General features: G+C 74.1%; 24 protein-coding genes. 10 read left to right on the plus strand and 14 right to left on the minus strand.

The genetic code is table 11. From position 1 onward, the window contains the following. Nucleotides 1–5: 5 nt before the first annotated feature. On the minus strand, nt 6–1,097 hold the full coding sequence (gene ychF / locus K1J57_RS04445) for a redox-regulated ATPase YchF (protein ID WP_220563206.1): 1,092 nt from the start codon (nt 1,095–1,097) through the stop codon (nt 6–8). A gap of 285 nt (nt 1,098–1,382) precedes the next feature. Here ychF and K1J57_RS04450 point away from each other — a divergent pair, with 285 nt between their 5' ends. Continuing rightward, nucleotides 1,383–2,324, plus strand: a complete 942-nt coding sequence (locus tag K1J57_RS04450; protein WP_220563207.1) for an FkbM family methyltransferase — start codon at nt 1,383–1,385, stop codon at nt 2,322–2,324. A 241-nt stretch (nt 2,325–2,565) separates the two neighbouring features. Here the strand turns inward: K1J57_RS04450 and K1J57_RS04455 are convergent, their stop codons facing one another. From K1J57_RS04455 to K1J57_RS04465, 3 genes are all read right to left on the minus strand, one after another. Continuing rightward, complete coding sequence (locus tag K1J57_RS04455; protein WP_220563208.1) at nt 2,566–3,264, minus strand: alpha/beta fold hydrolase; 699 nt, start codon at nt 3,262–3,264, stop codon at nt 2,566–2,568. 308 nt (nt 3,265–3,572) lie between these two features. Next, nucleotides 3,573–4,268 (minus strand): alpha/beta fold hydrolase, encoded by a 696-nt coding sequence (locus tag K1J57_RS04460; RefSeq protein ID WP_220563209.1) that lies wholly within the window; start codon nt 4,266–4,268, stop codon nt 3,573–3,575. A 26-nt stretch (nt 4,269–4,294) separates the two neighbouring features. Then, a complete protein-coding gene (locus K1J57_RS04465; RefSeq protein WP_255646841.1) occupies nt 4,295–5,500 on the minus strand; it encodes an MFS transporter in 1,206 nt (401 codons plus the stop codon). 207 nt (nt 5,501–5,707) lie between these two features. On the opposite strand from K1J57_RS04465, the gene K1J57_RS04470 reads away from it, so the two are divergent. Beyond that, complete coding sequence (locus K1J57_RS04470) at nt 5,708–6,718, plus strand: LacI family DNA-binding transcriptional regulator (RefSeq protein WP_220563211.1); 1,011 nt, start codon at nt 5,708–5,710, stop codon at nt 6,716–6,718. Nucleotides 6,719–7,014: 296 nt separating this feature from the next. Here the strand turns inward: K1J57_RS04470 and K1J57_RS04475 are convergent, their stop codons facing one another. After that, nucleotides 7,015–9,528, minus strand: coding sequence for a glycoside hydrolase family 3 protein (locus K1J57_RS04475; RefSeq protein ID WP_220563212.1), 2,514 nt, complete (start codon nt 9,526–9,528; stop codon nt 7,015–7,017). A gap of 134 nt (nt 9,529–9,662) precedes the next feature. Here K1J57_RS04475 and K1J57_RS04480 point away from each other — a divergent pair, with 134 nt between their 5' ends. The 3 genes from K1J57_RS04480 (at nt 9,663) to K1J57_RS04490 (ending at nt 12,439) form a co-directional block, all read left to right on the plus strand. Next, the gene (locus tag K1J57_RS04480; RefSeq protein WP_220563213.1) at nt 9,663–10,316 is read left to right on the plus strand and encodes a TetR/AcrR family transcriptional regulator; all 654 of its coding nucleotides are present in this window, start codon (nt 9,663–9,665) and stop codon (nt 10,314–10,316) included. Between the two features lie 6 nt (nt 10,317–10,322). Next, nucleotides 10,323–11,579, plus strand: a complete 1,257-nt coding sequence (locus tag K1J57_RS04485; protein WP_220563214.1) for a DNA recombination protein RmuC — start codon at nt 10,323–10,325, stop codon at nt 11,577–11,579. 281 nt (nt 11,580–11,860) lie between these two features. Beyond that, nucleotides 11,861–12,439 (plus strand): DUF6542 domain-containing protein, encoded by a 579-nt coding sequence (locus K1J57_RS04490; protein WP_220565343.1) that lies wholly within the window; start codon nt 11,861–11,863, stop codon nt 12,437–12,439. Nucleotides 12,440–12,514: 75 nt separating this feature from the next. Here K1J57_RS04490 and K1J57_RS04495 read toward each other — a convergent pair whose 3' ends face one another. The 4 genes from K1J57_RS04495 to K1J57_RS04510 all read right to left on the minus strand — a co-directional run bounded on the left by K1J57_RS04495 (nt 12,515) and on the right by K1J57_RS04510 (nt 15,553). Further along, on the minus strand, nt 12,515–12,781 hold the full coding sequence (locus tag K1J57_RS04495) for an exodeoxyribonuclease VII small subunit (protein WP_220563215.1): 267 nt from the start codon (nt 12,779–12,781) through the stop codon (nt 12,515–12,517). 2 nt (nt 12,782–12,783) lie between these two features. Continuing rightward, the gene (gene xseA / locus K1J57_RS04500) at nt 12,784–14,043 is read right to left on the minus strand and encodes an exodeoxyribonuclease VII large subunit (protein ID WP_220563216.1); all 1,260 of its coding nucleotides are present in this window, start codon (nt 14,041–14,043) and stop codon (nt 12,784–12,786) included. Between the two features lie 84 nt (nt 14,044–14,127). Next, nucleotides 14,128–14,646, minus strand: a complete 519-nt coding sequence (locus tag K1J57_RS04505; RefSeq protein WP_220563217.1) for a DUF3060 domain-containing protein — start codon at nt 14,644–14,646, stop codon at nt 14,128–14,130. Nucleotides 14,647–14,812: 166 nt separating this feature from the next. Continuing rightward, entirely contained in the window at nt 14,813–15,553 is a 741-nt protein-coding gene (locus K1J57_RS04510; RefSeq protein WP_220563218.1) for a hypothetical protein, read from the minus strand. A gap of 348 nt (nt 15,554–15,901) precedes the next feature. Between K1J57_RS04510 and K1J57_RS04515 the strand changes: the two genes are divergently transcribed. After that, nucleotides 15,902–16,837, plus strand: a complete 936-nt coding sequence (locus tag K1J57_RS04515; protein WP_255647113.1) for a 4-hydroxy-3-methylbut-2-enyl diphosphate reductase — start codon at nt 15,902–15,904, stop codon at nt 16,835–16,837. A 72-nt stretch (nt 16,838–16,909) separates the two neighbouring features. Here the strand turns inward: K1J57_RS04515 and K1J57_RS04520 are convergent, their stop codons facing one another. Then, a complete protein-coding gene (locus K1J57_RS04520; protein WP_220563220.1) occupies nt 16,910–17,482 on the minus strand; it encodes a DUF4245 domain-containing protein in 573 nt (190 codons plus the stop codon). Between the two features lie 97 nt (nt 17,483–17,579). Next, nucleotides 17,580–18,197: a TetR/AcrR family transcriptional regulator gene (locus K1J57_RS04525; RefSeq protein ID WP_220565344.1), complete on the minus strand. Its 618-nt coding sequence runs from the start codon at nt 18,195–18,197 to the stop codon at nt 17,580–17,582. Between the two features lie 150 nt (nt 18,198–18,347). Here K1J57_RS04525 and glpX point away from each other — a divergent pair, with 150 nt between their 5' ends. Together glpX and K1J57_RS04535 are read left to right on the plus strand one after the other, a co-directional pair. Then, on the plus strand, nt 18,348–19,364 hold the full coding sequence (glpX, locus tag K1J57_RS04530; protein WP_220563221.1) for a class II fructose-bisphosphatase: 1,017 nt from the start codon (nt 18,348–18,350) through the stop codon (nt 19,362–19,364). A 290-nt stretch (nt 19,365–19,654) separates the two neighbouring features. Then, on the plus strand, nt 19,655–21,232 hold the full coding sequence (locus tag K1J57_RS04535) for a hypothetical protein (protein ID WP_338151191.1): 1,578 nt from the start codon (nt 19,655–19,657) through the stop codon (nt 21,230–21,232). 59 nt (nt 21,233–21,291) lie between these two features. Here the strand turns inward: K1J57_RS04535 and K1J57_RS04540 are convergent, their stop codons facing one another. After that, nucleotides 21,292–22,134 carry an ABC transporter permease gene (locus tag K1J57_RS04540; RefSeq protein WP_220563223.1) on the minus strand — a complete coding sequence of 281 codons (843 nt, stop codon included), beginning with the start codon at nt 22,132–22,134 and terminating at the stop codon, nt 21,292–21,294. Next, nucleotides 22,131–23,096, minus strand: coding sequence for an ABC transporter ATP-binding protein (locus K1J57_RS04545; RefSeq protein WP_220563224.1), 966 nt, complete (start codon nt 23,094–23,096; stop codon nt 22,131–22,133). Before K1J57_RS04545 ends, K1J57_RS04540 begins: the two co-directional genes overlap by 4 nt. Nucleotides 23,097–23,725: 629 nt before the next feature. Between K1J57_RS04545 and K1J57_RS04550 the strand changes: the two genes are divergently transcribed. Both K1J57_RS04550 and K1J57_RS04555 read left to right on the plus strand, forming a co-directional pair. Then, nucleotides 23,726–24,091, plus strand: coding sequence for an RNHCP domain-containing protein (locus tag K1J57_RS04550; protein ID WP_220563225.1), 366 nt, complete (start codon nt 23,726–23,728; stop codon nt 24,089–24,091). A gap of 1 nt (nt 24,092) precedes the next feature. Continuing rightward, the gene (locus tag K1J57_RS04555; protein WP_220563226.1) at nt 24,093–24,527 is read left to right on the plus strand and encodes an RNHCP domain-containing protein; all 435 of its coding nucleotides are present in this window, start codon (nt 24,093–24,095) and stop codon (nt 24,525–24,527) included. Nucleotides 24,528–24,546: 19 nt separating this feature from the next. Here the strand turns inward: K1J57_RS04555 and K1J57_RS04560 are convergent, their stop codons facing one another. After that, nucleotides 24,547–25,755, minus strand: a complete 1,209-nt coding sequence (locus K1J57_RS04560; RefSeq protein ID WP_220563227.1) for a hypothetical protein — start codon at nt 25,753–25,755, stop codon at nt 24,547–24,549. Nucleotides 25,756–25,869: the final 114 nt, after the last annotated feature.

The raw sequence follows: 25,869 nt of genomic DNA on the forward strand, positions 1-25,869 counted from the left end.
GGCCGCTACACGTTGAAGCGGAACTCCACGACGTCGCCGTCGGCCATGACGTACTCCTTGCCCTCCATGCGGACCTTGCCCGCGGCGCGGGCGGACTGCATGTCGCCGGCCGCGACCAGGTCGTCGTAGGAGACCACCTCGGCCTTGATGAAGCCGCGCTGGAAGTCGGTGTGGATGACCCCCGCCGCCTCCGGCGCGGTGGCGCCCTTCTTGATGGTCCAGGCGCGGGCCTCCTTGGGCCCGGCGGTGAGGTAGGTCTGCAGGCCCAGGGTGTCGAACCCGACTCGGGCCAGCTGGGCCAGGCCGGACTCGGTCTGCCCCATGGACTCCAGCAGCTCCTGGGCCTCGTCGTCGTCCAGCTCGGCCAGCTCCGCCTCGATCTTGGCGTCCAGGAAGATCGCCTCGGCGGGGGCGACCAGCTCCTGGAGCTTGGCGCGCAGGGCCTCGTCGGCCAGCTCGCCGCTGTCGAGGTTGAACACGTAGATGAACGGCTTGACCGTGAGCAGGCTCAGCTCGCGCAGCCGGGCCAGGTCGACGTCCTTGTCCCCGGCCGCGTACAGCGAGGTGCCGCCGTCGAGGATCTCCTGGGCGGCGCGGGCGGCGGCCAGCAGCTCCTGGGAGTCCTTGTCCTTGGCGTTGCGCTTGGCGTCCTTCTCCAGGCGCGGCAGGGCCTTCTCCAGGGTCTGGAGGTCGGCCAGGATCAGCTCGGTGTTGATGGTCTCGATGTCGCGCGAGGGCTCGACCTCGCCGTCCACGTGGGTGACGTCGGGGTCGTCGAAGACCCGGATCACCTGGCAGATGGCGTCGCTCTCGCGGATGTTGGCGAGGAACTTGTTGCCCAGCCCCTCACCGGTGGAGGCGCCGCGCACGATGCCCGCGATGTCCACGAAGTCGACGGTCGCCGGGAGGACCTTGGCGGAACCGAAGATCTCGGCGAGCCGGCCGAGCCGTGCATCGGGCACGCCGACGACTCCGACGTTGGGCTCGATGGTCGCGAACGGGTAGTTCGCGGCCAGAGCGTCGTTCTTGGTCAGCGCGTTGAAGAGGGTGGACTTGCCGACGTTGGGCAGTCCCACGATCCCGATAGACAGACTCACAAGGTGAGAGTCTATGCGGCCCGGCGGCCCGGCCGATCCGTTCCCGGGGGGAAACCGGACCGATCGCCGAAACACGCTGCGCAGGCATCACTACGCACAGTAGGTTCGATTCATGTCGCCGGGGACCCGGGCGGGAGATGTCCGACCCGCCGACCCCTTCCCCGGTACCCCGGCCTGCGAGCCACGGCCGCGGGTCCCGGCGGCGGGGAGGCCCGCGCACCACGCGGAGCGCGGGCCGGTGCGCGGACGACCGCCCGGGCCCCCGACCCGTTTCTTGGGGGGAACATGGTCACCGACCACCTGCGCGAGATCGTGCGCCGCTACCCGCTGGTGAGGTTCGCGGCACGGCGGCTGCGCGTCCGGCTGCCCCGGAGCATGGGCGGCCTGGACCCGGGCCGGGTGCCGCCGTGGAGCCGCACCTTCACCCTGGCCCTGCCAGAGGGCGGGGCGGGCGATCCGCGGGAGCTGACGCTGCACCTGCCCGGCTACCTGACGGTGCCGCGGAGACTGGCCGCCCACGGGCTGGCCGGGCACGGCCCCGACGCCCTGTCCTGCTTCCTGGCCATGCTGGACCGCACCCGGCCGGGGGCGGTGCTCGACGTGGGGTCGGGGGTCGGGGTGTACGCGATGCTGGCGGCGACGCGGTCGCGGCGCCCGGTGTTCGCGTTCGAGCCGACCCCGGAGATCGCCCTGGCGGCCCGGTCGGCCGCGGAGGCCACGGGCCGGGGCTTCACGGTGGTGGAGGCCGCTCTGAGCAACCACAACGGCAGCGCCTACCTGCGGCGGGCCCGGCACAACGACATGTGCAACACGATCGGGCTTCCGCGGCGCCAGGACCTGTCGGGGACGACGGTGCGGGCGGCCACGCTGTCGCGGTGGTGCGAGTCGGAGGGCTGCTCCCCGGCCGTGGTGAAGATCGACACGGCGGGCACCGAGCCCGACGTCGTGGCCGGGGGCCTGGGGGTGCTGCGCCGGTTCCGGCCGTGGCTGCTGGTGAGGGTGCGTCCGGGCCGGGGCCTGGAGGAGCGGCTGATGGCCCTGCTGGACCCGCTGGAGTACACGTGGTACCCGGTCAACGGGCGGCCGCCGTACCAGCCGAGCCGGGAGATCGCGGCGCGTTCGTCCCCGGCGTGGGAGCGGATGTGGCTGCTCACCCCCGAACCGGCCGGGGAGGGCTTCTGGGCGGCGGCGCGGGCCTGGCGGGAGGCGCTGGCCGCCTGTTCCTGAGGCCGGGGCGCCGACGGGGTGCCGCCGAGGCGCGGAGCACGGTCCGCGGGGGGTGCGGCGCGGCCCGCAGGGGGTGGGGTGCCGACGGGGCGCGGAGTGTGGTCCCCGGGGCGGAGCGCGGTCCGGGGGGTGGGGCGCGGTCCGGGATGCGGAGCGCGGTCCCCGGGGCGGAGTGCCGCCGGGGCGCGGAGCGCGGTCCGGGGGGTGGGGCGTGCGCCCCGCCCCCGGTCCGGCCGGCGGGTCAGAGCCAGGAGTCCAGCTCGGCCAGCAGCCCGGCGGGGTTGTCGCGGTGGATGCAGTGCCCGGACCCCGCCACCCTGCGCACCTCGAAGCCGCGCTCGACGAGTTCGGCGGCGGCCCGGTCGTCGACCGTGATGGCGTCCTCGGCCCGCAGCACCAGGGACGGGACGTGCGCCTTGTCCGGCAGCAGGTCGTGCCCGGCGACCTCGGCCGCGACGAAGGCGTAGAACTCCGGGTCGCAGGCGGCGAAGCCCGCCAGCTCCTGCTCCACGTCGAGGTCGTTCCAGCGCGGGTTCATGGCCCGCACGTGCGCGGCGTCGGCGGTCTCGAAGACCCGGCGCATGCGCTCCCCCGCGTCGGCGGGCATCGGCGGCAGCCGGAACGCCGGGTCCAGGTAGACGGCCCGGGCGGGGGCCGAGCGCTCCACCGCCAGGGACAGCGCCAGGCCGCCCATGGAGTGGCCGATGGCGAGGTCCGCCCCCGAGGGCAGGGAGTCCACCAGGTCGTCGCCCAGCGCCTGGACGCTGTAGCCGCCGCGGCCGCTGGCCCCGTGGCCGCGCAGGTCCGCGGACACGACGCGGTACCCCCGCTCGACGAGGGCGGGGACCAGGGCGTGCCAGGTTCCGTGGTGGGCCCCGGCCCCGTGGACGAGCAGGGCCGTTCTTTCTCCGGTGCCGGTGGTGTAGGTCTCCAGGTTCAATGGGACTCCTTGCGAAGGGACGAGAGGCCGCCCCGGGACCGGGAGGGGACCGGTCGACCGGAGCGGTCATCTCAGCCTCTCGGACAATCCGGGGACCGAGAAGGAAATGACCGGAAGCGGACGTGCGCGCGCAGCTTTCCTTCCCGGTCACGGCACCGGCCCCTCCGCGGGCGGACCGGCGGGGTCCCGGGCCGTCGCGACGGCGGCGACGGCGCGACGGCCGTTCTGCGCTCTGCGGTCCCGGCGGTACGGAGTCCCCCTCGCGGGGCGCGGCGCCCGGGGGCCGGGCGCCGCGCGGGAGGGGCGGCTCAGATCCAGCCGTCGAGGGAGGCGAGGAAGCCGGGCAGGTCGTCGCGGTGGATGCAGTGCCCGGCCCCGGCGACGGTGCGGACCTCGAAGCCCCGTTCGGCCAGGCGGCGGGCCCCCTCGGCGTCCACCGTGAAGCTGGGGTCGGCCAGCTGCACCAGGGAGGGCACCGCGGCCGCGGCGGGCATCGGGTCGTGCGCGGCGGCGTCGGCGACGACGTCGAAGAACGCGGGGTCGAAGGCGGCGAAGCCGGCGAGCTCGGCGGCGATGTCGGCGTCGCTCCAGCGCGGGTTCATGGCGCGCACGGACTCGGCGGTGGCCTCGGCGACCATCCTCCGCATGGCCGCGGAGACCCCCGGGTCCACCTGGGCGAAGCCGAAGGCGGGGTCGGAGTACACCGCGCGGGCGGGTGCGAGCCGCTCCACCGCCAGGGACAGCGCCAGGCCGCCCATGGAGTGGCCGATGGCGAGGTCCGCCCCCGAGGGCAGGGAATCCACCAGGTCGTCGCCCAGCGCCCGGACGCTGTAGCCGCCGCGGCCGCTGGCCCCGTGGCCGCGCATGTCCACGCCGATCACCCGGTAGCCGAGGCCGGTCAGGTGCGCCTCGACGGCGTGCCAGGTGCCGTGGTCGGACATCGCTCCGTGGACGAGCAGAGCGGTGCGGTCACCGGTACCGGTGTCGTAGGTGGCCAGTTCCATGGGTTTCCCTTCGGTTGCGGGCGGCGTCAGCGGACGCCGCGGACGAAGACGATGGCGAGCGCTCCGAGCAGGCCCACGGCGGAGCCGACCAGGAACAGGGAGCCGTATCCGCCGAGGTGGAGGATGATCGTCGAGGCGATGAACGGGGCGATGACCTGCGGCCCGGCGGCGGCGATGTTCAGCACGCCCATGTCCCGGGCGGCGTCGGCCCCGCTGGGCAGGACCAGGGTGGCCAGGGCGGTGTCGACGGCCATGAAGCAGCCGAAGGCGCTGCCGTTGACGACGGCGAAGACCAGCATCCCGGTCCAGGTCGGCAGGAAGAACGGGATGAGCATCGCCCCGGCCGACACCACGCCGCAGACCAGGGCGAAGAGGCGGCGCCGGTCGAGGCGGTCCGAGAGCGGGCCGCCGACCGCGGTGGTGACGACGGTGGCGGCGGCGGTGACGAGGCTCAGGACGGTGACCCCGGCGGCGGGGGCCAGGCCCTCGGGCATCTCGACGAAGTAGTCGAGGATGTAGAGCTGGAAGCCCAGGACCAGGAAGTAGCCGAAGAAGAGCAGCGCCCGGCCGACGAACACCAGGGTGAAGTCGCGGTGGGAGAGGGCCGACAGGAAGCGGCCCAGGGCGGCGAGCGGGCCGACCCGCCCACCGGCGGCGACGGGGGGCAGCTCGTCGCCGCGGGGGTCGTGGGTCGTGGTGGTGAGCACGACGGCGACGGCGACCACGAGGCCGCCCAGGACGATGTAGCCGAACGGCAGCGCACCGGTGAACAGGGTGGCGACCCCGGTGCCCAGCACCCCGGCGGCGGCGACGGCGATGCCCATGGCCGCGGCCGCGGTGCCGCGGCGCTCGTGGGGGACGCGGTCGGGGATCACGGCGGTGACGGCGGCCTGGTGGAGGTTCATGGCCCCCTGGGCCAGGCACCAGCCCAGGGCGATCATCAGCAGCGAGTCGGCGAAGCCGAGCGCGAGGACCAGCAGCAGCCCGGCGACGGCGCCGCCGAGGATCCACGGGTTGCGGCGCCCCCACCGCGAGCGCGTGCGGTCGGACAGGGCGCCGCCGATGGGGTTGAAGACGGTGCCGAAGACCGCGGCGACGCCCGAGACCAGGCCGAGGTTGGCGACGGCGGCCTCCTCGTCGCCGGGGGTCAGGCCCTGCACCTGGAGGGGCAGCAGGACGGCGCCGATGCCCAGGTAGAAGGCGTAGACGGCGAGGTTGCCGACGCCGAGCACCGGGATCAGGCGCCGCAGGCTCCGGCGGCCTCTGGTCCGAGAGGGGGGAAACGGATTCGGACATGTCGCATCATCCTTGGCCGGAGTGAGGAGAAACACCTGTTCAGGTGTGGTTATTCGTTTAAGCTAGTTACACGTTTAACTATTGTCAACGGTCCGGTGACCGGAACTTCACACCCTCCTGAGAAGACAGGGCACACTAGCCGCATGACCTCGATCCGCCCCCGACCCGCGACCATCTCCGACATCGCCCGCCGGGCGGGAGTGTCCACCGCGACCGTGTCGTACGTGCTCAACGACGCCCCCGCGGGCGCGCGCATCCCCGAGGAGACCCGGGCCCGGGTCCGCGCCGCCGCCGACGACCTGGGGTACGTGCCGCACGCCAGCGCGCGGTCGCTGCGCACGGGCGCCCGCGACCTGGTCCTGTACGTGCACTTCGACGTGGCGCACGGGCCGCTGGCGTCGGAGTTCCTGTACGCGCTCGCCCGCGCGCTGCGCGACCTGGGCTACACGCTCATGCAGTACGGCGCCGAGAAGAACCGCGGAGTCAAGGCGGCCCGCGCCTGGGCGGCGCTGCGCCCGGCCGCCGTCCTGGCGGGCGACGACCGGCTCACCGCCGCGGGCGTCGAGCTGCTCACCAAGGCGGGCATCCGGGTCATCGGCCTGGGCTCGGACCCGGCGCGCGCCAAGGGGACGGGCCTGTCCACCCTGGTCATGGACCACCACGCCGTCGGCCTGGCCGCGGGCCGCCACCTGACCGGCCGCGGCTACCGCGACCTGGCCGTCGTGCTGCCCACCGACCCGCCGCTGCGCACCATGGGCGAGGGCCGCCTCGCGGGCGTCCGCGAGGCGGCCGCCGAGGCCGGCGCCGCCGTGCGCGTCCACGACATGGACTACTCCCCCGCCTCCGCGGCCGGGATCGTCGCCGCCTGGCGCGCCGAGGGCCTGCCCCGCGGCGTCTTCGGCTACAACGACGAGTTCTCCGGCCTGCTGCTGGGCGCCCTCCTCGACGCCGGCGTGCGGGTCCCCGAGGAGGTCGGCCTCGTGGGCGCCGACGACCTCATGCTCTGCGAGATGCTCCGCCCGGCCCTCACCAGCGTCCGCCTGCGGAGCGAGAGCCCCGAGGAGATCGCCCGCCGCATCACCGAGGCGATCACCGAGGGGGCCGAGGTGCACCTCTCCCCCTGGACCGCCCACCCGGTCCCCCGCCGGACCTGACCCCGGGCACACCGAGGGGAGGGGAGGGCACGAGGTCCCCTTGCCTATAGCGGACCACGGCAGCGCCCCCGCGCGCCACCCACGCCCTCCGCCCCTGTGGACGAACGCCGCCCCGGCCGCGGCTCGCCCCCGGCCCGCGACGCAGCGGGCCGGGCACAGCAGGCCACGATGCAGCGGGCCGAGGCGGGGATACGCACGCCCCGACCGGCGCCCCGGCCCCCGGTCCGCGACGCAGCGGGCCGGGGCGGGGCGTGCACGCCCCGCCCCGGCCCTCCCGGCCCGTCCGCCCCCGGGGGCTACCCGAGTTCGGCGCGGGCGGTCAGGCGCACGTCCGCGTAGGAGCGGCCGACCAGCAGGTCGTAGCCGCCCGCGGGGTACTCCCACTCACCGGCGTCCTCCGCCCAGGTCCGGATGGCATCGCGCGGGACGTCGATCTCCACGTCGACCGTCTCCCCCGGCTCGGCGGACACGGCCGCGAACCCGGCCAGCCAGCGGGCCGGGCGGTCGCCCGCCTCGTGGGGGGCCAGGTAGAGCTGGACGACCTCGCGGCCCGCCCGCTCGCCGGCGTTGGTCAAGCGCACCCGCACCCGGGCCACCGCGGCCTCCTCACCGACGGCACCGTCGACGTCACCGGCGCCACCCGCGCCCCCGGCCCCACCGGCCGCGTCGGCGCCGACGGACACCTCCAGGGCGTCGTAGCGCCACCGGGTGTAGGACAGCCCGTGCCCGAACCAGTAGGCGGGTTCGGCGCCCGACCGCTCCCAGCCGCGGTGGCCGACGAACACGCCCTCGGAGTACTCCAGCGCCCCGTCCTCCGGCACGACCTGCGTGACCGGGGCGTCGGCCAGGGCGACCGGCCAGGTGGTGGGCAGCCGCCCGGACGGGTCCTCCCCGCCCAGCAGCACGTCGGCCAGCGCCCCGCCGACCTCCTGCCCGCCGAACCAGGCGAGCAGCACCGCCGCCACGTCCTCCCGCCAGGGCATCTCCACCGGGGCGCCCGCGCAGACCACCACGACGGTGCGCTCGTTCACCTCGGCGACCCGGGCGACCAGCTCGTCCTGGCGCCCCGGCAGGGCCAGCGAGTCCCGGTCGAAGCCCTCCGACTCCACCTCGTCCGTGGTCCCCACCACGACCACCGCGACGTCGGCGCCGCGCGCGGCCTCGACCGCCTCGGCCAGCAGCGTGGCGTCGTCGGCCAGCGGCGCCCGGTGGGTGACGGTGAACCCGATGAACGCGAAGTCCCCCATCCCCAGGTCCTCGTGGGCCTTGACCACCGAGAGCCGGACCGGCCGCCCCGCGGTGAGCGCGACCGGGACCGCCGCGGTCGGCGGCGCGAACATGGCGGCGGCCGGGTCGTCCCCCTCCGCCTTCAGCTCCCCGTCGAACACGGTCTCCCCGTCGACCGCCAGCACGTACCGGCCCGCCCCGGAGACCCCGATCAGGTGGTCGCCGTCCACGTCCGGGGTGAACTCGCCGGTGAGCTCGATCCGGTCGAGCTCGGCGTTGGACACCCCGGCCGGGAGCTCGCCGATCCACCGGGCGGTGCCGTCGGGCAGCGGCTCGGTGGCCAGGACCCGGCCGTCGGCGGCCAGGAACGCGGCGTTCAGGGGCGCGGCCACGGCGGGCGGCCCGGTGCGCGGGTCGGTGCCGACGGCGTGCACGAGCTCCACGTCCCCGGGCAGCGCGGCGCGCAGCCCCTCCAGCGGCGAGACGGTGCGCTCGGCGAACACGCTGGCGCTGCCGCCGCCGCTGGTCCGGGCCTCGGAGGCGGGCAGGCCGATGAGCGCCACCCGGCGGATCCGCTCGGGCTCCAGCGGCAGCGCGGAGCCCTCGTTGCGCAGCAGCACGAAGGACCGCGCGGCGGCCTCCCGCGCCACGGAGCGGCCGTCCAGCCCGGCGGGCCGGTCGGTCGGGGCCACCACGGGCTCGGCCCCCTCCAGCAGCCCCACCCGGGCGGCCAGGCGCAGCACCCGGCGGGCCATCCCGGTGACGGCCTCCTCGGGGACGCGGCCGTCGCGGACGGCGTCCACGAGGTGGCTCCCGTAGACGGTGTTGGGCCCGGGCATGGCCACGTCCATCCCGGCCAGGGCGGCGGCGACGGTGTCGCGGGCGGCGGTCCAGTCCGAGACGATGAACCCGTCGAAGCCCCACTCCTCGCGCAGTACGGCGTTGAGCTCGGCGTGCTCGGTCAGGGTGGTCCCGTTGACCTTGTTGTAGGAGGCCATGACGCCCCAGGGGCGGGCCTTGGCGACGATGCGCTCGAAGGGGGCGAGGTAGATCTCGCGCAGGGTGCGCTCGTCGGCGCGCACGTCGACGGTGAAGCGGTCGGTCTCGGAGTCGTTGGCGACGAAGTGCTTGACGGTGGTGGCCACACCGCCCTCCTGGACGCCCTGGACGTAGGCGGCCCCGATCTCGCCGGTGAGGAGGGGGTCCTCGGAGTAGGTCTCGAAGTGGCGGCCGCCCAGCGGGGAGCGGTGCATGTTCACGGCGGGGGCGAGCAGGACGTGGACGCCCTTGCGCCGGGCCTCCTGGGCGAGCAGCCGGCCGACGGTGCGGACGAGGCCGGGGTCCCAGGTGGCCGCGAGAGCGGTGGGGCTGGGCAGCTGGACCGAGGGGTCGCTGGGCGTCCAGTGCTCGCCGCGCACGCCGACGGGGCCGTCGGACATGACGAGGCGGCCCAGGCCGATGGCCGGGTTCGCGGGGACCGCCCACATGGAGCCGCCGGACAGGAGGGCGACCCTGCCCTCCAGGTCGAGGGCGGCCAGGGCCTCCTCGACACGGCGTTCGCGGTCGGCGTCGGATGCGTGCATGGTGAACCTCCGAGGGTCGCGCACAGAATTTACCTACCGAGCACTCGGCAAATTATGACCTTTAGGTTAAACGCTTAACTCGACCTTGTGAAGCCCCGACGCCTCCGTGTCACGACGGACTAGCCTGGGACCCGATGACCGAACAGACACCCGCCCCCGGACCCGCGGCCGACCCCGCCCCGGCCCCCGCCCGCCGCGGCCGGGGCCGCCCGCCCGCCACCGCCCGCCGCGAACAGATCGTCACCGCGGCCCTGGAGGAGTTCGCCGAGCACGGGTTCCACAACAGCTCCCTGGCCTCCGTCGCCGAGCGCGTCGGGCTCAGCCAGCAGGGGCTGCTGCACCACTTCCCCACCAAGGAGGCCCTGCTGGTCTCCGTCCTGCGCCGCCGCGACGAGATCGACGAGGCCGACTTCGGCTCCCTGGACGACCTCGACCGCCTGCGCGACGTCGCCGAGCGCAACGCCTCCCGCCCCGGGATCGTGCGCCTGTACACCCTCCTGTCCGCCGAGGGCCTGGCCGAGGACCACCCCGCGCACGGCTACTTCGCGGAGCGCTTCGCCGTCCTGCGCGCCCGGATCGCCGCCGTCCTGCGCGGCACCCACGGCGACCGCCTGCCCTCGGGCGCCACCCCCGAACAGGCGGCGGCCCTGCTCATCGCGGCGATGGACGGGCTCCAGCTCCAGTGGTCCTACGACCCCGAGGCGGCGGACATGCCCGACTTGTTGGCTCTGCTCACCGATGTCCTGCGTGGCGGGGGGGACCCGGCCGGACACGGACTGACACCATAGGGCGCCATGGATCTCCTCTCACTGATGGCGGTACTCCTCGTCGGCATCGCGGTGGGCGTCGCGCTGGGCCTGCTCTGGGCCCGGGGGCAGAGCGCGCAGGCCCGGGCGGAGGCCGAGGCGGCCCGGGACCGGGCCGAGTTCATGGAGGAGCGGCTGGCCGAGCGCTTCCGGGCGCTGTCCGCCCAGGCCCTGGACCAGACCAACCGGAACTTCCTGGAGCTGGCCGAGGGGCGGCTGCGCGCGGTCGGCGCGCAGGCGGGGCACGACATGGACGAACGGCGCAGGGCCGTCGAGCGCATGGTGGAGCCGCTGACCGAGATGCTGGACCGGGTCGAACGCCAGCTGCGGGAGGCCGACGCGGGCCGGGCGGCCGCGCACGCGGAGCTGGCCAAGCAGGTGGAGTTCGTGCGCGAGGGCTCCGAGCGGCTGCGCGACCAGACGCAGGCGCTGGTGACCGCGCTGCGCCGCCCCGAGGCGCGGGGCCGGTGGGGCGAGGTGCAGCTGCGCCGGGTGGCGGAGCTGGCCGGCATGAGCGCGCACTGCGACTTCGAGGAGCAGGTGGCGGTCCAGGACGGTGCGCGCCGCCCGGACATGGTGGTGCGCCTGGCCGGGGGCAAGAACATCGTCGTGGACTCCAAGGTGCCGCTGTCGGCGTACCTGGACGCGGTGGCGGCCGAGGGCGAGGCGCAGGTCCGCGAGCGGCTCCGCGCGCACTCCCGGCACCTGCGCACGCACGTGGACCAGCTGGCGGGCAAGGCGTACTGGTCGGCGCTGAGCCCGGCGCCGGAGTTCGTGGTGCTGTTCATCCCGGGCGAGGCGTTCCTGGCCCCGGCGCTGGAGCACGACCCGGCGCTGCTGGAGTACGCCATGGGCAGGCGGGTGCACATCGCGACGCCCACGACGCTGATCTCGCTGCTGCGCACCGCCCAGTACGCCTGGCAACAGGAGGCCCTGAGCCGCAACGCCCGGGAGGTGTTCGAGCTGGGCAAGCAGCTGCACGCGCGGCTGTCCACCCTGGGCGGCCATGTGGAGGGGCTGGGCCGGGCCCTGTCCCGGACGGTGTCGGCCTACAACCAGACGGTGGGGTCGCTGGAGAACCGGGTGCTGGTGACCGCGCGCCGGTTCGGGGAGCTGGGCCTGGTGGACGGCGACCTGGAGCGCCCGCGCGGGGTGGAGGAGCCGCCCCGGACGGTCGCGGCCCCGGAACTGGTCGAGGACGCCGCCATTCGGATGACAAATAACGGCCACAACAGCGCGACCTAAAAAGAAAGATCCCCGCCCGGGCGGGCCGGAATGGCCTCCCCCGACCGAAAGAAAACCAGGTCAGGGCGCCCCCGGCGACCCGCGGGACGAATGCGGACACTTCATCCGCGAACATGGTGAACCGCGGCACCGCATCCCGGTGTCCAACGGGAGGAAGGCGTGTTCGGTGCGGAAGGGGCAAGTGGACGAAATGACGACACGTTCCCCGGAAAAGACACCGAACGCTCACGAGAAGTGACACACTAAACACTGTGAGTAACACACTTGGGAGGCGCACGGCCATGCCCCCGCGCAAGACGGACGGCCCGGAACCCGGGCGGGCACCGTACTTCGTGCGGCCCGAGGGCCGTTCCCGCAACGCGCCGAAGACGAGGAAGCCCGCGCCCGCCCACCCCGCCGGTCCCCCCGGCGGCGCGTCCGGGCCGCGGCCGACCGCTCCACGCACCCGCCCCGCCACGGGCGCCGCACGGCTCACCGGCCGCGGCGGCGTCCTCGTCATCGCCCTGTTCAGCGTCACCGGCACGGTGATCGCGCACGTGGCCGCGCTGCCCGCGGCCCCGGGCGTCGCCTTCACCCTCGCCTGCCTGCTGACGGTGTCGCTGGTGCGGCCGGGCGACCTGCTCTCGCTGTCGGTCAGCCCGCCGATCGCGTTCTTCGTGGCGGTGGTCGCCACGGAGAGCGTGCTCGCCCTGGGCAACGAGGGCTTCGCCCGGGTGCTCCTCCTCGCCCTGGCCTCGCGTCTGGCCCAGGTCGCCCCCTGGCTGTTCCTGGGCACGGCGCTGGTGCTGGTCATCGGGGTGTTCCGAGGGCTGCCCGGCAACCTGCGCGACCTGGGCGACGAACTCAACGGCCGCAAGTGAGCCGGGGCCGCACCGGCCCCGGATCCCCTCGCCCCCGCCCCGGCGGCCCCGGCGGGCCGCCGCCGGACGGCGCCCTCAGAAGGGCGTGTCCGCGTCCTGGGGCGCGTCGTCCTTCCCGCGCTCGTCCATGGCAGCCGCCATCGTGGCGCGGGCGCCCTCCAGCCAGCGCTCGCAGATGCGGGCCAGCTCCTCGCCCCGCTCCCACAGGGCCAGGGACTCCTTGAGGCTCAGCCCGCCCGACTCCAGCCGCCGCACCACGGTGTTGAGCTCCTCGCGGCTCTCCTCGTAGCTCAGCTCGGGCTCCTCGGCCCCGGCCTCGCGGCCCGCGTCCTTCTTCGCCATGTCTACTCTTCTCCTCCGGTGCTGTCTGCGGTCTCGTCGGCCGTCTCCGGGTCGGTCTCGACGGCGTCCACGGTGACGGCCAGGCCGCCCTCGGCGAAGCGCACCCGCAGGGTCTCGCCCAGGTCGGGTTCGGCCGCCGAGCGGACCACCGTGCCGTCGGCGCGCTGCACGATCGCGTACCCGCGGGCCAGGGTGGTGGCCGGGGACAGGGCGTGCAGGCGGGCCCGGGTGTGGCCCAGGTTCTCGGCGGCGCGGTCCAGGGACACCGCGAGGTTGCGCCGGGAGCGCTCGCGCAGGTCCAGGACCTGTTCGGTGAGGCGGTCGATCTCCCGGACCGGGTCGGCCAGCGCCGGCCGGGAGCGCATCGAGGCCAGCCAGGCGCTCTCCCGCTCCAGGGCCCCGGCCAGCACCCGGCGGCCGCGGTCGCGCAGCTGGCGGATGATCTCCAGCTGCTCCCCCACGTCCGGGACGGTCTTCTTGGCCGCGTCGGTGGGGGTGGAGGCGCGCAGGTCGGCGACATGGTCCAACAGCGGGGCGTCCTGCTCGTGGCCGATGGCGCTGACCACGGGGGTCCGGGCGGCGGCGACGGCGCGGACCATGGCCTCGTCGGAGAACGGCAGCAGGTCCTCCAGGGAGCCGCCGCCCCGGGCGATCACGATGACGTCCACCTCGGGGCGGGAGTCGAGGTCCTTGAGGGCGTCGACCACCTCGCGGACCGCGCGGTCGCCCTGGACGGCGACCTGGCGCACCTCGAAGCGCACGGCGGGCCAGCGGCGCCGGCTGTTCTCCAGGACGTCGCGCTCGGCCGCGGAGTCGCGTCCGCAGATCAGGCCGACGGTGCCCGGCAGGAACGGCAGCGGGCGCTTGCGCTCGGGGGCGAACAGCCCCTCGGCCTGGAGCGTGCGGCGCAGCTGCTCCAGGCGGGCCAGCAGCTCGCCCAGGCCGACGTGGCGGATCTCCAGGGCGCGCAGCGAGAACGTGCCGCGCACCTCGTAGAAGTCGGGCTTGGCGTGCACCACGACCCGGGCGCCCGCCTCCGGCGGGGGCTGCTGGGCGTCCAGGACGGACGTCTGGCAGACCACCCGCACCGAGACGTTGGCGACCGGGTCGCGCAGGGTGATGTAGGCCATGCGGCCGCGCCGGTTCAGCTCGGCGATCTGGCCCTCGACCCAGATGCGGCCCAGCCGGCCGATCCAGCCGCCGACGGCGTTGAGGACCACGCGGACCGGCTGCGGCGCCTCGGGGGAACTCTCCATGCCCATGACACCCGAGCCTAGGCCAGGGGTGCGACCGTTCCCCCGAGCCGCCGGGCGCCCGGCGGGTTCCGGGCCCGGGGCGGGCGGGCCCTACGGGGTGGCGTCGCCGCCGGAGGAGACGGAGTTGTTGCCGCCCAGGTCGGTGACCTCGGGCTCGCCGGAGGCGTAGTGGACGGTGTTGTCCGCGCCGATGACGTGGATGGAGTCGGCGGAGCCGATGTGCACCGTCAGGTTGCTGCCCGCGACGGTGACGGTGGTGCAGGAGCCGTTGAGGACGACCACGGCGTCCTCGGAGGCGATGTTGACGGCGCGGCCCTCGCAGTCCTCGGTGAGGTCGCCCCCGGTGACGTTGAGGACCTCGTCGCCGCCGACGCCCACGCCGCCCTCGCCGTCGACGGAGACCTCGCCCTCGCCGTTGTCGACGCTGACCCCGCCCTCGCCGTCGACGGAGACCTCGCTCTCGCCGTCGCGGACGCTCACACCGTCGGGGTCGACGGAGACGTCCTGTCCGCCGGGGAGGGAGAAGGAGCAGCCGGTGAGCCCGAAGGCCGCGGCCGTGGCGAGCACGGCGGCCAGGCGGGCCGGGGTGCGGAGGGCGGAAGCGGTCATGGCGGTGGGCCTTTCGAGCCGGGAACGGAGATGTCTCTCACCGGATGTGACGCTCCGGGCGCCGTCCGGGTTCCCGGTGCGGCGGCGGGGCCGCCGTCCCCGGCGGCCCCGCCGGTCCCCGGACCGCGCCCGGTTCCCCCGTTCGGGCACGGCGCGGGGGCCGGGATCAGGCCTCGGCGTCCTCCAGCTTGGCGATGCGGTTGTCGTACATCTTGATGAACTCGGGGCGGCCCTGGTGCGCGACCTCGTAGGCGCGCAGGTCGCGGACCTGCTCCACGGTGAGCTTGCGCAGGCGGGCGCGGACGGAGGGCAGGGTGAGCTCGTCGTAGGTGGGGACGGCCAGGTCCTCGGCGGCGGGCGCGTTCTCGCGGCGGACCTTCTCCAGGACCTCGGAGTCGGCGATCTCGGTCTTGGCCTCGGCCACGGCGAGCTCCTCGGCGACGGAATCGCCGCCGTCGGGCAGGTCGGCGGTGGCGGGGACGGCCGGCTCGGCCTCCTCCGCGGTCTCGGCCGCGGGCTTCTCCGCCACGGGCTCGGCGGCCTCGGCGGCGGCGGGCTTCTCAGCGGCGGGCTCGACGGGCTCCGCGGCAACGGGCTCGGCGGCCTCGACCGGCTCGGCGGCGACGGGCTCCGCGGCGGCGGCCTCGGCGGCGGGCTTCTCCTCGGCGGGCTCCGCGGCGGCGGGCGCGGCCGGGGCCGTCTCCTCCACCTCGGCGACCGGCGCCTTCTCCTCGGCCTCCGCCTTCTCCCCGGCCTTCACCGGAGCGGCGGCGGCCTCGGCGGGTTCCGCGGCGGCGGCCTCCTCGGCGCGGGGAGCGGCGGACTCGGGCGCGGCGGCCGTGTCCTTGCGCCCGAAAAGGCCCTTGAACAGGGTCGCGACTTTCGTGGCGAACGTCGGGTTCGACATGGGGCGGGGGCTCCTGATTGCTCTCGGCGGGGCGAATCGCACCCCGTGATCCGGCCGGGCCGGGTGAGGGCGAACCGCCTATAACACAATGCGATGGTGAACCAGGATAGAGGAGGGGAGAACACCATGAGCAGGGGATAAGTGAACGATTTCGCCACTTCGAAGCGGAACCGGAGGCCTCCTGTTGCGATACCGTCACCATTGACGCCGGGACACGGCCCACCGCGGCCGCCCGGGTCCCCCGCCCTGTCCGGACGTGCGCTCCCCCACGCCCGCGCGGCGCACCCGCGTACCCCACCTAGGATGTATTGCATGACAGCGACGACCACCGCCACCAAGCAACGCCGCGTGCTGCTCGCCAACCCCCGGGGTTACTGCGCCGGTGTGGACCGCGCGGTCATCACCGTCGAGAAGGCCCTGGAGCAGTACGGCGCCCCGATCTACGTCCGCAAGCAGATCGTGCACAACACGCACGTGGTGCGGACCCTGGAGGAGCGCGGCGCGATCTTCGTCGAGGAGACCGACGAGGTGCCCGAGGGCGCGATCGTCGTGTTCTCCGCGCACGGCGTCTCCCCGGCCGTCCACGTCGAGGCCGCCGACCGCGGCCTCAAGACGATCGACGCCACCTGCCCGCTGGTCACCAAGGTCCACAAGGAGGCCAAGCGCTTCGCGGCCGAGGACCGGGACATCGTCCTCATCGGGCACATCGGCCACGAGGAGGTCGAGGGCACCAGCGGCGAGGCCCCCGAGCACATCCAGATCGTGGAGAGCCCGGCCGAGGTCGACCGGCTCCAGGTGCGCAACCCCGACAACGTGTCCTGGCTGTCGCAGACCACCCTGTCGGTGGACGAGACCAACGAGACCGTCGACGCCCTGCGCCGCAAGTTCCCGAACCTGCTCGACCCGCCCAGCGACGACATCTGCTACGCCACCACCAACCGCCAGGTCGCCGTCAAGACGATGGCGCCCGAGTGCGAGCTGGTGATCGTGGTCGGCTCGGACAACTCCTCGAACTCGGTGCGGCTGGTGGAGGTCGCCCTGGCCGCCGGGGCCGACGCCTCCCACCTCATCGACAACGCCTCCCTCCTCAAGGAGGAGTGGCTGGAGGGCGTCACCACCGTGGGCGTCACCAGCGGCGCCTCGGTCCCCGACATCCTGGTCCGGGAGCTGCTGGACCGCCTGGCCGGGTACGGCTACGGCGACGTGTCCCTGGTGACCACCGCGGACGAGACCCTGACCTTCTCGCTGCCCAAGGAGCTGCGCCGCGACCTGCGCGCCGAGTAGCGGGACCCGACGGCGAAGGGGGCCCGGACCATGCGGTCCGGGCCCCCTTTCGTACGTCGTCGGGAGTCCCCCTCAGGAGTCCCCGGCCGGCTCCTCCGCGGCCCCTGCCCCGTCGCCCCCCTCGGCGTCCGTCTCCAGCCCGCCCGCGAAGTGCGCCAGCTCGTCCAGGTCGGCCGGGCCGGCCACCACCAGCGTGTACCCGTCCTCGCGCAGGACCAGGGCCGACCAGTCCTCGGACTCGTAGTGCTCCCACTCCCGGCCGCCGACCGCGACCGTGCCGGTCTCCTCCGCCCCCCTGGAGCGGTCCGCCACCACCGCGTCGGGGTCGCCGTCGCTCTGGGTGAACATCACGTGACTGTCGGCGGCGGTGGCGAACCCCACACTCCACTCGACCGGTCCGGCGGTCTCCAGGGTCGAGCTGGTGGGCGTCCACCCCTGCTCGGCGAGGTCGTCCGCGGGCATCGTCACCGGGTAGTCGGCGCTCCCGCGCAGCACCTCGGCCTCGGGCCGGTAGTCCACGGACGGGATGTTCTCCCCCGATCGCGTGGAGACCACGAACGCCAGCGCCAGGACGATGGCGATGATGACGCCCAGGGAGATGGCGTAGTTCTTGAAGGTCGCGCTGGACCGGCTGTACTCACTCATGACGGTTCCAGCTTGCCGCAGGTCGCGGCCCGCTCCGACCCGGGGTGCGGTTACCGCCCCGGCCCCGCAGGGCGGGTCCGGCGCGCCGGGCGGGGCCTCACGGCCGGTCGTCGTCGCGGCGCAGCGGCTGGAGCTGGTCGAGCAGCCGGGTGATGTCGTCGGCCAGGCGCAGGGAGTCGGCGTCGTCGCGGTTGACCACCTCGGCGACGGCCAGCAGCATCGCGCCGCTCACCACGATCAGCAGCGCCTCGTCCACCGGCTCGTCGGCCTTGCGGTACAGGGCGACGTTGCGGTCGGTCCACTGGGTGAGCCGGGCCCGCAGCTGGTACTCGAAACCGGGCGGGCCGTCACCGCTGAAGAACAGGCGTGTGGTCTCCCTCTCCTCGATGCAGCCGAGCAGGTAGGCGCGGGCGGCGATGTTCATCAGCCGGGTGGGGTCGCTCTCGCCGCGGGCCCGCGCGTCCACCACCGCCTGGTGGGTGCGCTCCTGCTGCCGCTGCTGGAACTCCTCGTACAGGGCGAGGTAGAGGTCGGCCTTGCCGGTGAAGTGGTGGTAGAGGCTGCCCACGCTGGCACCGGCGACGGCCACGACCTCGCTGACCCCGGCCTTGGCGAAGCCCACCGTGCGGAAGACCTGGGCGGCGGCCCTGAGCAGCGCGGTACGCGTCGCCGCGCCGCGCGGGGAGACCCGGGTCGGCCGGTCCGTCTTTTCCACTGTCATGCCTCACTCCCGTCCGGATCACGCCAGCGTAGACCTTACGCTTCCGACCGGACACGGGAGCGTGCCCGCCGAGGCGGCCGATCATGCCGGGTGACTACCCTAAGACGTGAATCCCACCCTGTCCCCGACGGAAGGCACCTTCCCATGTCACAGGCCGGCGGTCCCACCGCGCCCGACCGCAACCTCGCCCTCGAACTGGTCCGTGTGACCGAGACCGCGGCGCTGGCGGCCGCCCGCTGGGTCGGCAAGGGCGACAAGAACGGAGCCGACGGCGCGGCCGTGCGCGGCATGCGGCACATGATCAGCACCGTGTCGATGAACGGCACCGTCGTGATCGGCGAGGGCGAGAAGGACAACGCCCCGATGCTGTACAACGGCGAGCGCGTCGGCGACGGCGGCGGACACGACTGGGACGTGGCGGTCGACCCGATCGACGGCACCACCCTGACCGCGATGGGCATGCCCAACGCGATCGCCGTCATCGCGCTGAGCCCGCGCGGTTCGATGTTCGACCCGTCCGCCGTGTTCTACATGGAGAAGCTGGCCACCGGCCCCGAGGCCGCCGACGTAGTGGACATCGCCGCGCCCGTGGCCGACAACATCCGCGCGGTGGCGCGGGCCAAGGGCAAGTCGCCGCAGGACGTGACGGTCGTCATCCTCAACCGCCCGCGCCACGAGCAGATCGTCAAGGAGGTCCGCGACGCGGGCGCCCGGATCAAGTTCATCAGCGACGGCGACGTGGCGGGCGCGATCATGGCGGCCCGCGCCGGCACCGGCGTCGACCTGCTGCTGGGCATCGGCGGCACCCCGGAGGGCATCATCACGGCCTGCGCGATGAAGTGCCTGGGGGGCGTCATCCAGGGCCGCCTGTGGCCCAAGGACGACGCCGAGCGGGCCAAGGCCGTCGACGCCGGGCACGACCTGGACCGGGTGCTGTACACCGACGACCTGGTCTCGTCCGACGACGTGTTCTTCGCGGCGACCGGGATCACCGACGGCGAGCTGGTCGGCGGCGTGCGCTACGAGTCCTCGCGGGTCATCACCGACTCGCTGGTGATGCGCGGCCGCAGCGGCACCGTCCGCCAGGTGCTCAGCGAGCACCGGCTGAGCAAGCTGTCGGCCTACAGCGGCGTGGACCTGACCTCCGCCCCGCAGGCCTGACGGCCGCCCCACCCCCGACGGGTGGTCGGAGGACGGGCCCCGGAACCCCGTCACGCCGGCCACCCGTGTCACATGTCGCGCGGGAGTTCCCCCTTCCCTGTGAGAACCGCGGCGGGGGGAGGCGGCATCTGAAAGTTCGTTGGCAGCGCGGACACCGCGCCTGTGAGAAATCCGTCGGAGGTCCGATGTCCTATCCCGATCCCCCCCGGCAGCCCCAGTGGCAGCCGCCGAACCAGCCCGGGGGCCCCGTCCCCGGGCAGCCTCCGGCGCCCGGCGCCGTACCCCCCGGCGTGCCCGGACAGCAGTACGCCGCCCCGGGCGGCCCCGGCTTCCCCGGAGGCCCCGGTGGTCCGGGCGGGCCCGGCTTCCCCGGCGGACCGGTGCCGCCCGGGGCCCCGCGCAAGCGCAACCGCTGGCTCATCCCGGCCGCGGCCGGCACCGCCGTCGTGGTGATGGCCGGGACCGTGTGGGCCACGGTGTCCCTGGTCTCCTTCGGCGGCCCGCAGCCGGAGGAGGTGCTGCCCGGCAGCTCCATCGCCTTCGGCAAGGTCGACCTGGCGATCGACGGGTCGCAGGCGATCGAGCTGCTGGAGTTCGTCGACCGCCTCCCCGCCGAGGTCGTCGAGGAGACCGGGAGCCCCGACGGGGACATGACCGAGTTCTTCGCCGAGATGTTCGTGGACGCGTTCCCCGACAGCGCCCCGAGCCAGGACCGGGTCGAGGAGTGGATCGGCCAGCGCGCGGGCTTCTCGGTGTGGCCGACCTCCGGCGAGGCCGAGCTGGAGGAGGGGGCGGGGGTCGCCCTCGCCATCGCCCTGGCCGTGGAGGACCCGCGCTTGGCGGAGGAGGACTTCGCCGACATCGCCGCCGCCGAGGAGGACATCTTCTACTCGGTGGACGGCGACTACGTCGTCTTCACCCACTCCCAGGCCGCCCTGTCCGACCTGGAGGCGCAGGTACAGGAGCACGGGTCGCTGGCCGACGCCGACGTCTTCTCCGACGACATCGCGGGCGTCCCCGACGGCAGCCTGGCCCTGGCCTGGGCCGACCTGGGCGCGGCGATGGAGATCGAGTCGTTCGCCAACGAGTTCTCCGCCGACCTGGCCGCGGAGCCGGCCGACTTCTCCGGCCGGGCGACCGCTTCGGTGCGCGTGGACGGCGAGTACCTGGAGGCGCGGATGGACGCCTTCGCGTTCGAGGTCAACGAGGCCGACCTGTCATGGCTGGCGGAGACCCCGGGCGAGAGCGTGGCGGCGCTGGGCTCGCTGCCGGACGACACGGTGATGGCCCTGGGCGCCAGCGGGCTGGACCAGGCGCTGATCGACGCCTACAACAACGACGAGATCCCGCTCTTCAGCAGCTCCGGCCAGCAGCAGGAGTTCGAGCGCGAGTTCAACGGCATGGGCGTCTCCATGCCGGAGGGCATCAGCGACCTGCTGGGCTCCTCGACCGCGTTCGGCGTCACCGGGATCAGCCTGGACGACTTCTTCGGCGGCTACGGCGGCGAGCAGTTCTCGTTCCAGTACCGGGCGGTGGGCGGTGACGAGGCCGTCATCGGCGACTTCGTCGAGGCCATGGTCGCCGACCCGTACTCCACTCCCCCGGGCGTCTCCTCCGACGGCGACGCCGTGGTGGTCTCCCAGGGCAGCAGCGGCACCGGCCGCCTGTCCGACGACCCCGTCTTCCAGCAGACCATGCAGGAGATGGACGAGGCGATCGTGGCCGGGTACTTCGACATGCGCCAGGTCCTGACCCCGGAGGACGTGCAGACCCCCGAGGAGTGGGGGGCGCTCGGCCTGGCGCTGAGCGTCACCGACGAGGGGCAGCGCAGCAGCGTCGAACTGCGCTGGGCCCCCAGCGCGGGCTGACCGGGACCACGCACAGGGGGGAGCGGCCGCGGGCCGCTCCCCCCTTCGCGCTCTCCCGGTCAGGTGACCACGCGGCGGCGCATCTGCGACCCGGCGAGGAACCACATGAGCACGATGAACGCCAGCAGCACCCCGACGTGCAGCAGCGCCGCCCCGGCGGACAGGCCGCCGAAGACCGAGCCGCGGATGAGCTCCACCGCGTGGTAGAGCGGGTTGGCCACCGCCAGCCCCTGGACCCAGTCCGGCAGCTCGGTGAGCGGGAAGAACGTGCCCGCCACCAAGAACAGCGGTGTGAACAGGCCGCTGAACACGTAGTCCATGGACCGCACCGAGTTGATCACCGCCGAGATCCAGATCCCGAACAGGGCGAAGGCGAACCCGGCGAAGAACGCGATGAACGGCACCAGCAGGCCGCCCCAGCCGGGCCGCAGCCCGAACCCCATGGCGACCAGCAGCGGCACGCACCCGTAGACGCCCGAGCGCATCGCCAGCCACAGGGCCTCGCCGGTGACGAGCTCGCGCACGTCGACGGGGGCGGCGAGGATGCCCTCGTAGGTGTGCAGGAACCGGCGCTTGATGAAGGTGTTGATGACGGCGGGCATCATCGACTGGAACATCACCGACACCGCGACGATGCCGGTACCCAGGAAGTCGATGTAGCTGAAGCCCGCCAGGGTCCCGATGAGCGCGCCCATGCCGAACCCGAAGCAGAGCAGGTACAGGGTGGGCTCGACGACGGCGGCGAAGGTGGTGGCCCGCCAGGACCGCCCGTAGAGGATCCACTCGCGGGCGACGACGCCCAGGACGGCGTCGGCCTCGAACCGGCCGGGCCGGGCGTGCTCGTCGGGGCGGGCGTCCTCCCGGTCGCGCAGCCGCCGGGCGTCGGCGTGGTCGGTGCTCATTCCACGTTCTCCCCGGTCAGGGTGACGAACACGTCCTCCAGGTTGCTCGCGCGGCGCAGCGGCACGGGGAGCAGGTCCCGGAGCGACTGCGGGAGCTCCTCGGCGCGCAGGACCGAAACGGTGGTGCCGGTGCGCCGGGTGGTGAATCCGTGGTTTCTGATGCGTCCCTCCAGGGCGTCGATGCCCTCCCCGTCGGGGAGGTACTCCTCCACGGTGGTGCCCGCGTACTTGGCGACCAGGTCGGTGGGCGTGCCGCGTTCGATGATGCGTCCGGCGGCCATCAGGGCCACCTCGTCGGAGAGGCGCTCGGCCTCCTCGATGTAGTGGGTGGACATGAGCACCGTGGCGCCCTCCTGGCGCAGCGCGTCGATGACGCCCCACAGGTCCTGGCGGACCTGGGGGTCCAGGCCCACGGTGGGCTCGTCCATGAGGACCAGCTCGGGGCGGTGCAGCAGGGCGCGGACGATGAGGAGCCGGCGCCGCATGCCCCCGGACAGGTCCTCCACCACGGTGTCGCCGCGGTCGGAGAGCTGGGCGATGCGCATGGCCCGGGCGATGGCCTCGCGCCGGCGGGTGCGGGGCACCCGGTACAGGAACGAGAACATCCGCAGGTTCTGCTCGACGGTGAGCTCCTCGTCGAGGTTGTCGTGCTGGGGCACGACGCCCATCCGGGCGCGGGCCCACTTGGACTCGGCGGGGATCTCGTGGCCGAGGATGCGGATCTCGCCCTCGTCGGCCATGGACTGGGCGGTGAGCATCTTCATGGTCGTCGACTTGCCGGCGCCGTTGGGGCCCAGCAGGCCGAGCACGACGCCCTGGGGAACCTCCAGGTCGAGGCCGTCGACCGCGGTGAAGGATCCGAAACGCTTGACGACTCCGCGCAGGTGCAGGGCGGGGACGTCCGCGGCGGCCGACGCCGCCGCGCGGTCCGGGGTGTGGAGACCGGGTTCGGAAGAGGTCATGGGGCCCACGGTAGGTCGTGGGTGTGACGGAAATCCACGGATTTTACGCGCCAACGGGGGCACGGTGCCCGAAAAGGGGGGCCCTGTCCGCGGGCGGCGCCGCGGCGCCCCGGGTCACCGATCCGAGCCCCTTCACGAAAAATGCCGGAAATGCCGGAACACCGTTCCACCTCCCCCTTCCCGGCCTCGGCGGGCCGGTCGGCGGGCGGTCGAACGGTCAGCCGAAAAGGGATCCGGCCATTGCCCGGAACACCCGGAGAAAAACGGACGTCCGCTTTTCCCGGCGAAATCCCCGCCTTTCACGGAGACATACGCGCCGCGGCCTTTCCCGCCGCCCGGACGGCCCGGAGGCCCGGGGCCCCGGCCCGCCCCGCCGGGTGTCCCGCCTCACCCGGAAAATCCGTTGCCCCGCCCCGGGCCGCGGCCTACCATCGACGGCGACCTTGCAACAACGGACACCGAGGGACCCTCCCCGGTGAAGGGGAGAGTGTCTTGATGACCCGGAACGCGCCGAGCGCGCCTCACCAGAACCGGAACGCCCGCTCCGACCGGAGCCGCTGACCCGACCACCGAGTAGCGCTCGGCCTGCTCCCGCTGACCCGTTCCACCTCCAGCGAGGAGTTCCTCCGGTGTCCACCACCGAACCGAGCCCCACCCTGCGCACCGCCACCTTCACCTGCGTGCGCTGCGGCCTCACCGTCTCCGCCCTCGATCCCGACGGGCGCGGGCGCGACCACTGCCCCAGCTGTCTGAGCTCCCGGCACACCGTCGACCGCGTCGACGGCGGGGCCTCCGACTGCGGCGGGCGGATGGTGCCCATCTCCATCGCCGTGCCGCGCAGCGGCGCCTGGGTCCTCATCCACCGGTGCACCCGGTGCGACGAGCTGGCCGAGGCGGCCGTCGCGGCCGACGACAACCACCTCGTGCTCATGCGCATCGCGGTCCGGCCGCTGGCCGACCCGCCCTTCCCGCTCGACCTGTTCGGGGAGGTGTGACGTGGCACGACGCAACCGGGACCGCCGCGAACGGCGGCCCCAGCGGCCCAAGACCGTCCTGCACGCCCACGGCGAGGCGGGCCGGGCCGGGTCGTTCCGCTGCGCGGGCTGCCGGCTGGAGGTGCCCGCGACCGCTCCGGGCACCTCCCACCGCAACCACTGCCCGCACTGCCTGACCAGCCTGCACGTGGACCTGCGGGTCCCGGGCGACCGGGCCGCGGACTGCCGCGGCCCGATGTCCGCGGTGAGCATGGCCAGCCGCGCCGACGGCGAATGGATGCTGGTCCACCGCTGCGCCCGCTGCGGTGAGCTGAGCGTCAACCGGATCGCGGGCGACGACAACGCCCGCGCCCTGGTGCGGCTGGCGGTCCGCCCGCTGGCCGGGGCGCCGTCCGGGTTCGCTTCCGTGGCCCGCGACGCCCTGGTCCGGCTGTGAGCGCGGGTCCCGGACCCGGTCAGCCCCGCAGGGGCTCGAACGGGTCCGGGACCGCGCCGGTCCACCGGTGCAGTCGGGCGACACCCGTCTCCAGGGTGGTCCCGCCCTCTTCCCGGCGGCCGCGTTCGACCACGTAGAAGCGGCCGTCGCCGAGGGAGGCCAGTCCGTACGGCCCCCCGCTCACCGGCCAGCCGGACACCCCGGAGGGCTCGTGGACCTCGCCTCCCCGGCTCAGGTGCAGCAGCCACCCCCGCTCGTCCCGGGCCTGGCCCCGGATCGGGCCGTGCACGGGGCGGCGGGACCCGTCGACGACGTACAGCGAATGGTTGGGGAAGTCCGGCTTCACGCCGTTGTAGACCGCCATGTACCAGTCGCCGGTGGCCGCGTCGTACTCCAGGTTCTGCACCCCGTAGGTGGTGTTGCCGGTGTACACGAAGTACTTGCCCTCGGGGCGGCGGGGGCCGCTGGTGTGCGGGGCGTCCTGGTCCAGCGGGCGGTCCAGGCCGCGCCAGCGGGACACGTCGTACTGGAGCAGCACCTGGTGGTCGTTGTCCCCGCGGCCGGCGTTGGAGTACACGCCGTAGGCGACGGTCAGCATCGTCCGCCCGCCGGGGCGGCCGAACTCGGGGCCGAAGGAGACGCCGTCGATGCCGCTGCACCCGTACCGGTGGTCGGCGGTGTCGGCGACGTTGCCGTCGAAGACGCCGTCGCCGTCCATGTCGGCGGTGTAGTCGGCGGCGACCTCCTCCAGGTGGACGGTGGTGAGCACGCCGTCGTCCTCCGCGTCCATGCCCACCCGGGTGATGCGCTCGGGGTCGAAGACGGCGATGTAGAACGCCTCCGCCGCCTTGTACTCCAGGGAGCCGTAGACCCGGCCGTCGCGTTCGTCGACGTCGAGGTCGCCCAGGTGCCCGGTGAGCCCGGTGACGGTGCCGACGACCGTGCCGGACAGGTCGGTCTTGACGAGGGTGTCGGTGAAGGAGAAGTACATGTGCCCGCGTTCGGGGTCCAGGCCGATGCCCTGGACGTGCCCGGAGTCCCAGGCTCCGCCGTCCACCGAAGCCGGGAGGTCCGCGGCGGCGGCCGCGGCGGCGGTGGCGGTGACGGCCGGGGGTCCCGCGGGGGCGGGTTCGGCGGCGGCCGGGGCGGTGGCGGCCAGTGCCGCCAGTGCCGCTCCCAGGGCCACCGCCCGGTGGGTCGGGGTCTTCCACGTTCCGGTCGCGCGCATGGGGGGTCTCCGTCCTCCGCGTCCGTACTCGCAGCAACGGACCGGATGCTAGGAGTGCCCGGTGAACCGGGCGCGTGCGGCCGGGCGACGGTGTGGGGAACAGCGCGCGAACCC

The sequence above is a fragment of the Nocardiopsis sp. MT53 genome, from assembly GCF_019598965.1.
Lineage (GTDB): Bacteria > Actinomycetota > Actinomycetes > Streptosporangiales > Streptosporangiaceae > Nocardiopsis > Nocardiopsis changdeensis.

Excerpts from the sequence above, each read along its gene's own strand:
- K1J57_RS04450 (WP_220563207.1), top strand. The coding sequence starts at position 1,383 with ATGGTCACCGACCACCTGCGCGAGATCGTGCGCCGCTACCCGCTGGTG.
- K1J57_RS04460 (WP_220563209.1), bottom strand. The coding sequence starts at position 4,268 with ATGGAACTGGCCACCTACGACACCGGTACCGGTGACCGCACCGCTCTG.
- K1J57_RS04470 (WP_220563211.1), top strand. The coding sequence starts at position 5,708 with ATGACCTCGATCCGCCCCCGACCCGCGACCATCTCCGACATCGCCCGC.
- K1J57_RS04475 (WP_220563212.1), bottom strand. The coding sequence starts at position 9,528 with ATGCACGCATCCGACGCCGACCGCGAACGCCGTGTCGAGGAGGCCCTG.
- K1J57_RS04480 (WP_220563213.1), top strand. The coding sequence starts at position 9,663 with ATGACCGAACAGACACCCGCCCCCGGACCCGCGGCCGACCCCGCCCCG.
- K1J57_RS04485 (WP_220563214.1), top strand. The coding sequence starts at position 10,323 with ATGGATCTCCTCTCACTGATGGCGGTACTCCTCGTCGGCATCGCGGTG.
- K1J57_RS04490 (WP_220565343.1), top strand. The coding sequence starts at position 11,861 with ATGCCCCCGCGCAAGACGGACGGCCCGGAACCCGGGCGGGCACCGTAC.
- K1J57_RS04495 (WP_220563215.1), bottom strand. The coding sequence starts at position 12,781 with ATGGCGAAGAAGGACGCGGGCCGCGAGGCCGGGGCCGAGGAGCCCGAG.
- xseA (WP_220563216.1), bottom strand. The coding sequence starts at position 14,043 with ATGGGCATGGAGAGTTCCCCCGAGGCGCCGCAGCCGGTCCGCGTGGTC.
- K1J57_RS04505 (WP_220563217.1), bottom strand. The coding sequence starts at position 14,646 with ATGACCGCTTCCGCCCTCCGCACCCCGGCCCGCCTGGCCGCCGTGCTC.
- K1J57_RS04510 (WP_220563218.1), bottom strand. The coding sequence starts at position 15,553 with ATGTCGAACCCGACGTTCGCCACGAAAGTCGCGACCCTGTTCAAGGGC.
- K1J57_RS04520 (WP_220563220.1), bottom strand. The coding sequence starts at position 17,482 with ATGAGTGAGTACAGCCGGTCCAGCGCGACCTTCAAGAACTACGCCATC.
- glpX (WP_220563221.1), top strand. The coding sequence starts at position 18,348 with ATGTCACAGGCCGGCGGTCCCACCGCGCCCGACCGCAACCTCGCCCTC.
- K1J57_RS04540 (WP_220563223.1), bottom strand. The coding sequence starts at position 22,134 with ATGAGCACCGACCACGCCGACGCCCGGCGGCTGCGCGACCGGGAGGAC.
- K1J57_RS04545 (WP_220563224.1), bottom strand. The coding sequence starts at position 23,096 with ATGACCTCTTCCGAACCCGGTCTCCACACCCCGGACCGCGCGGCGGCG.
- K1J57_RS04560 (WP_220563227.1), bottom strand. The coding sequence starts at position 25,755 with ATGCGCGCGACCGGAACGTGGAAGACCCCGACCCACCGGGCGGTGGCC.